Origin of the sequence: Hydrogenovibrio sp. 3SP14C1, from assembly GCF_029625905.1 — a bacterium.
Classification (GTDB): domain Bacteria; phylum Pseudomonadota; class Gammaproteobacteria; order Thiomicrospirales; family Thiomicrospiraceae; genus Hydrogenovibrio.
Genome location: NZ_JARTLM010000175.1, coordinates 1 through 261, shown reverse-complemented (window position 1 = coordinate 261; position 261 = coordinate 1). Strand labels below are relative to the sequence as shown.

1 protein-coding gene is annotated in these 261 nt (G+C 70.5%); it reads right to left on the bottom strand.

Features of this window, described 5'->3' with window-relative positions; genetic code table 11:
- The coding region (locus tag P8629_RS12125) for an efflux RND transporter permease subunit (RefSeq protein ID WP_278166364.1) at positions 1 to 261 on the bottom strand (261 nt) is incomplete at both ends.

Below are 261 nucleotides of genomic sequence, written 5' to 3'. Positions count from 1 at the left end.
GCCGAGCCCAGCACGCTGCTGCTGCCGGCCAGTGCCAGCAACTGGTCGGTGGCCGACTTGAGCGCGGCATGGCCCTGGCCGGTGCGGTCCTGCAGGTACATGGTGAAGCCCGAGGAGGTGCCCAGCTCGTCGATGGCCGGGGGCTGCAGCACCATGATGGCGCCCTCGGGCGCATGCTCCATGGCCTTTTGCGCGAGCGAGACTTCCTCGCCTGCCGTGGCGCCGTCGCGCTGGTCCCAGTCCTTGAGCGTGGTGAAGGCC